2 protein-coding genes and 1 pseudogene are annotated in these 5,793 nt (G+C 73.1%); 2 read left to right on the top strand and 1 reads right to left on the bottom strand.

Going from position 1 to position 5,793, the window contains the following annotated elements:
• Positions 1-622: pseudogene (locus CR470_RS35130) on the top strand (S8 family serine peptidase); the annotation flags it as partial.
• A gap of 49 nt (positions 623-671) precedes the next feature.
• Here the strand turns inward: CR470_RS35130 and eccCa are convergent.
• Positions 672-4,655 (bottom strand): type VII secretion protein EccCa, encoded by a 3,984-nt coding sequence (gene eccCa, locus CR470_RS35125; RefSeq protein ID WP_097871541.1) that lies wholly within the window; start codon positions 4,653-4,655, stop codon positions 672-674.
• 451 nt (positions 4,656-5,106) lie between these two features.
• Between eccCa and eccD the strand changes: the two genes are divergently transcribed.
• Positions 5,107-5,793, top strand: a 687-nt coding sequence (gene eccD, locus CR470_RS35120; RefSeq protein ID WP_097871538.1) for a type VII secretion integral membrane protein EccD, incomplete at its 3' end; no start/stop codon positions are given.

The raw sequence follows: 5,793 nt of genomic DNA, 5'->3' as shown, positions 1-5,793 counted from the left end.
AGCGGGAGCGGTGGTCGTCGCCGCGGCCACCCCGGACCCGCCGTCGCGGGGCTCCGCCGACGAGATCCCCTCCCGCACCTACTGGCCCGCCGGCGAACCCGGCGTCCTCTCGGTCGCCGACATGCTGCCCGCCGGCAACCGTCCGGACCGCGCCCTTCCCACCGGCACCGTCGACCTGGCCGCTCCCGGCGCCGGGGTGGTCTCCGGCGGGCCGCGCGGTGAGGGCCACTACCTCGGCGGCGGCGTGGCGGTGGCCACCGCGTACACCGCAGGGGCCGCCGCGGCCGTCCGCGCCACTCACCCCGACGACTCGGCCGACGAGGTGGCCCGCCGCCTGACCGCCACCGCGTACCCGGCCGACATCCCCCAGCTGGACGCCTACGCCGCCGTCACCACGGTCCTCGGAGACACGGTCGCACCGGCCGCCGGCGCCGAGCGTGCCGCCGAGCCCGTGGCCGTACGCGACACCTCCGGCACCGACCGCACCACGGGCCGGGCCACGCTCTTCGTCCTCCTCGGCTCGGCCGGTGTCCTCGCCGTCCTCTGGGCCGGTTTCGCCTTCTCCCGGGCCCGCGCCCGGGGCTGGCGCCCGGCGGGAGCGGGCGCACCGGGCAAGGGGTAACGCGTGGGGGGCGCCCTCCTGCCGGAGAGCGCCCCCCACATCCGTACGCTCAGCCCTCCTCCACCAGCGCCGTCTGCATCAGCCGTGGCTTGCGGCGGGCGATGTGCAGGGCTCGGCCCGGCGGGAGGTTGAGCGGCTTCGCGTTGCCGAAGAGACGGCCCTCCGTCGGCGGGCAGGAGAGCAGGACGGCCGGGTTGTTGGCCTCGTCGAGACGGCGGACGAGGCCGTCGCTGAGACCGCGGCCCGCGCCCATGGCGCTGCGGGCGACGACCAGGTGCAGGCCCATCTCGTAGCCGAGCGTCAGACTCTCGAAGAGCGGCTCGAAGGGGCTCTGGAAGGAGTTTCCGGAGACCATGTCGTAGTCGTCGACCAGGATGAACAGACGCGGGCCGGTCCACCAGTCGCACCGGCGCATCCGGGCCGGGGCGATGTCCGCGCCCGGGACGCGGGTCTTCATCGCGCGGGCCGCGCCCTCGATGGTCTCGTTGAGGTTGTCGAGGGAGATCACGTGCCCGATGCGGTACTCCTCGGGGATGGCGTCCACCAGGGTGCGGCGGTAGTCCACCGCGATGATCTTCGCCTCCTCGGGGGAGTAGCGGGCGGTGATGCCCCGGGTGACCAGGCGCAGCAGGTTGGTCTTGCCGCTCTCGGTGTCGCCGACCGCGATCAGGTGCGGGGTGCGGCTGAAGTCGTGCCAGACCGGTTCCAGGGCGTCCTGGTCGAGGCCGAGCGCCAGGCGCATGCCGCCGCCCTCCGTGGCCTCGGGCGCGGGCAGATCGGTGAGCGGGAGGCGGTGCGGGAGCATCCGGACCTGGGGGGCGGGAGGGCCCTGCCAGTGCCGCGCGATCTCCGCGACCAGGTGGGCGACGCCGTCGCCCAGGTCCTCCAGCGAGCCGCTGCCGTCCAGGCGGGGCAGGCCCGCGAGGAAGTGCATCTTGCTGTCGGCGGTGATGCCCCGGCCGCCGGTGCGCGGCACCGAACGGGCCTTGCGGGTGTCGATCTCGGAGTCCATCGGATCACCCATCCGCAGCTCCAGACGGGTCCCGGCCTGGTCGCGGACCTGGGCGGACAGCTCCACCCAGCGGGTGGTGGTGATGATCAGGTGGATGCCGTAGTTGAGTCCCCGGGCGGCGAGTTCGTTGAACTTCGGGATCAGGTCGTCGTAGTCCTGACGGACCGTGGACCAGCCGTCGACCACCATGAACACATCGCCGAACGGCTCGTCGGGAAACTCCCCGGCGGCCCGGCGACGACGGTAGGACTGCATGGAGTCGAGGGTGTGGTCCACGAAGAACTGCTCGCGGTGGGCCAGGAGCGTCATCACCTCGGCCACCGCCCGGTGCACCCGCTCCGGGTTGAGCCGCGCCGCGACTCCGCCCACGTGCGGGAGCGCGGCCAGCTGGGAGAGCCCGCCGCCGCCGAAGTCCAGGCAGTAGAACTGGACTTCGGCAGGCGTGTGGGTCAGTGCGAGGGCGGCGATGAGCGTGCGGGCGAGCGTGGACTTGCCGCTCTGCGAACCGCCCGCCACCGCGACATGGCCGCCCGCTCCGGAGAGGTCCACGACCAGCGGGTCGCGGCGCTGCTCGAAGGGCTTGTCGACGAGTCCGACCGGGACCCGCAGCCGCCCGGCGCCGGGCCAGCCGGCGGCGAACAGACCGCGGCTCTCGTCCGGCACGATGCCGGGCAGCAGTGAGTCCAGCGAAGACGGCTCGTCCAACGGCGGCAGCCACACCTGGTGGGCGGCCGGTCCGGAGCCGCGCAACCGGTCGAGCGCCACGTCCAGCAGCGCCTCCTCGTCCCCTGTCTCCTCCGCCTCGGGCTCCGGCTCGGGCGGGGTCTCCAAGGTGCGGGGCACCACCCAGCCGCTGGTCCACGGCACGACCTGACTGGCCACCCGGGCCTGCACCACCGCACCCGTCCGACGCCGGTACGTCCCCGAGGAGTACGCGGCGCGGAACCGGGTCAGGGCCTCCACCCCCGACTTCAGATAGCCGCTTCCGGGCGCGGCGGGGAGCTCGTAGGCGTCCGGGACACCGAGCACACCGCGGCTCTCCATCGCGGAGAAGGTGCGCAGCCCGATGCGGTACGAGAGGTGGCTCTCCAGCTGGTGCATGCGCCCCTCGTCCAGGCGCTGCGAGGCGAGCAGCAGGTGCACGCCCAGCGAGCGGCCGAGGCGGCCGATCATCACGAACAGCTCCATGAACTCCCGGTGTGTGGACAGCAGTTCGCTGAACTCGTCGACCACCACGAACAGGCTGGGCAGCGGCGCCAGGTCCGCCCCGCCGGCCCGGGCCCGCTCGTACTCCAGGGCAGAGGTGTAGTTGCCCGCCGAGCGGAGGAGTTCCTGGCGGCGGATCAGTTCACCGTGCAGGGCGTCCTGCATGCGTTCCACCAGGGCGACCTCGTCCGCGAGGTTGGTGATGACGGCGGAGGTGTGCGGGAGTTCCTCCAGGCCGAGGAAGGTGGCCCCGCCCTTGAAGTCGACCAGCACGAAGTTGAGCGTCTCGGAGGAGTTGGTCAGGGCGAGGCCGAGGACGAGGGTGCGCAGGAGCTCGCTCTTGCCGGAGCCGGTGGCGCCGATGAGCATGCCGTGCGGGCCCATGCCGCCCTGCGCGGACTCCTTGATGTCGAGCTCGACCGGGCGGCCGTCCACACCGACCGCGACCGGCACCCGCAGCCGGCCGGAGCCGGAGTGCCGGTCGAACAGGGTCTGCGGGTCGTGTCGGTGCAGGTCGGGGATGCCGAGCAGGGTGGTCAGCTCGACGTCGGTGTCCAGCGGCTGCGCGATGTCGGTGCCGAGGCCCATCCGGCGCGGGGTGAGGATCCTGGCCAGCGACTCCGCGCCGAGCGGGCCGAGCCGGTCGGGAACGCCCAACGGCACCGAGCGCTCCTTGCGGCTGCGGTCGGTACGCACCAGACTCACCCGGTCCGGCCCGACGGTCAGCCGCAGCGTGTTGCGACCGGGCCGCCAGCGCAGCGCCCCGGACACGTCGAGGATCAGGGCGTTGCGGTAGCCCTGCCCCTCCCAGCGGTGACCCTCCGGGACGGTGACGCCGTCCAGCACGACGACCGTGTACGGCTCGTCACGGCCGGGGCGGGAGTCCGGGTCGAACCCGGGGCGCTCGGCGAACTCGGGGCCGAGCAGGTCGTCCAGCTCGGTGACGTCGGCGGTGATCCGGCGGGCCTGACCCGCGCCGTCCTCCTCGTGCGGGTCCAGCACGTGCGGCAGCCACTTGAGCCACTCCCAGTCGGGCCGCCGCTCGTCGCTGACGCAGAGGGCGACCCACAGCTCCTCGGGCGCGTGGAACACCGCGAGCTGTCCCAGCACGGCCCGCACCAGCGCACGTACGGCGTCGGGGCCCTCCGGCTCCTCGCCGCTCTCCCCGGGAGCCTGCGCGGCCCCCTCGTCCGGCGCCTCCTCCGGGCGCAGCAGGATCCTGGCCGAGGAGCGCAGATAGAGCCCCAGCGGCTGCTCCGGGATGGTGGAGTAGGCGCGGATGAAACGGCGCAGGGCGTGCGCGCAGAGGGGTTCGAGATCCTCCACCGGTCGGGTGGAGACGGGGTTCAGGGTGAGGGCCAACTGCTGTTCACCGACCGCGATGCGGACCTCGCCGAAGTCCTCGTCGGCCGGGCGGCGCTCCCACAGCCGGGAGGTGCGGGCCAGGGAGCGGAGCGAGGCCGGCTCCGGGTGACGCCAGGCGAGCGCCCGCTGCTGCTCAGCGATGGTGGTCCGCACCCGCCTGCGGGTCTGGGCCAGGTAGCGCAGGTAGTCGCGGCGTTCGCCCTTCAGCCGCTGCTTGCGCTCGCTGGAGCGGCGCATCAACTGCCCCAGCAGCATGGCACCTGCGGAGAGCGCCATGACGCCCATCGCCAGGTACATGAAGACGCTGTTCCCGCCGCCGGGACGCAGGAACATCAGCATCATCGACACCGACATCAGCGCCATCGGCAGGTAGGTCCACACCGCCGAGGTGTCGGGCACCGTCTCGGCGAGGACGGGCGGCTCCTGGAGGGTCAATTGCCCATCGGGCATCTCCGGCCCACGCCTGCGGGCCGGGCGGCGAAACAGCACGACACTCAAGGAACAGAACCTCCGGTTCACTGACTTTCCGACCCGCCGAATACCGGCGCACCGGCAGGGGAAAGACCGCACCAGGCTGATTCTCCGGGCGGTACGCGCCCCGATGAACACCGGGTGAATGTTTCGAGCGGGGGAGCGCGGAGCGGTCAACTTCCGTGATGACCAACCACCTACCGGATTCGAGGGTCCGGCCCGCAGCACGACCGGTGGCCGCAGGCAGTAGTCTGCATTCACGGAACGCGACCTGTCCACGCGGGAGGGGCGGTCGCTCGGTGTGAGGGCGAAATTTCCTTGCCCAGCCCCCCGGTTTCACGGCCGCGCGGACTTATCCGTACTGTTCGCACATTCCCTCTCCCGGGGAAGTCCTCTGTCAAAGCCTGCACGGAAGACGAGAGTTCTGCTGATGACCGACAGTGCCGTGGCCGAATCGTGCCGCCTGACCGTACGTGCGCCGAGCGTCACCATCGATCTGGCCGTGCCCGCCGACGTACCCGTCGCCGATCTGCTGCCCACCCTGCTGCGGTACGTCGGGGAGGAGGCCGAGGAGGCCGGGCTCGACCACGCCGGCTGGGTGCTCCAGCGGCTCGGTGACGCCCCGCTCGACGAGGAGACGACCCTGGCCCGCGCCGGGCTCGCCGACGGAACCGTGCTCCATCTGCGCCCCCACACCGAGGCGCTTCCCGAGGCACGGCTCGACGACCTGGTCGACGGGATAGCCGAGACGGTGGGCCGCCGCCTGCACACCTGGCACACCGGCGCGGCACGCGCCCTGCTGGTCGGCACCGCCGCGGCGACCGTGGTGGCCGCCCTCCTGCTGGTGTTCTGGCCGGGAGTGACCGGCTCCGCCACCACCCGGGCGGTACTCGCGGCCGTGGCCGGAGTGCTGCTCCTCGCCGGCGCCGGCTCCGCCAGCCGGGCGGTCGGCGACCGACTCTCCGCGACCGCGCTCGCCCTGCTGGTCGCCCCGTGCTTCGCGCTGGTCGGCTGGGTGCTGCCCGGCGGAGACCTCTCCGGCCCCGACGCGGCACAGGTCGCGGGCGCGCGGCTGCTGGCGGCGGGCGCCGCGGCGGCGGGCGGCGCAGTCCTCGCG

This window comes from Streptomyces sp. rh34, assembly GCF_002551245.1.
Taxonomy (GTDB): Bacteria; Actinomycetota; Actinomycetes; order Streptomycetales; family Streptomycetaceae; genus Streptomyces.
Note: the sequence above shows the minus strand (reverse complement) of the source record. Positions and strands in the feature narration are given on the sequence as shown.

Excerpts from the sequence above, each read along its gene's own strand:
- eccCa (WP_097871541.1), bottom strand. The coding sequence starts at position 4,655 with ATGCCCGATGGGCAATTGACCCTCCAGGAGCCGCCCGTCCTCGCCGAG.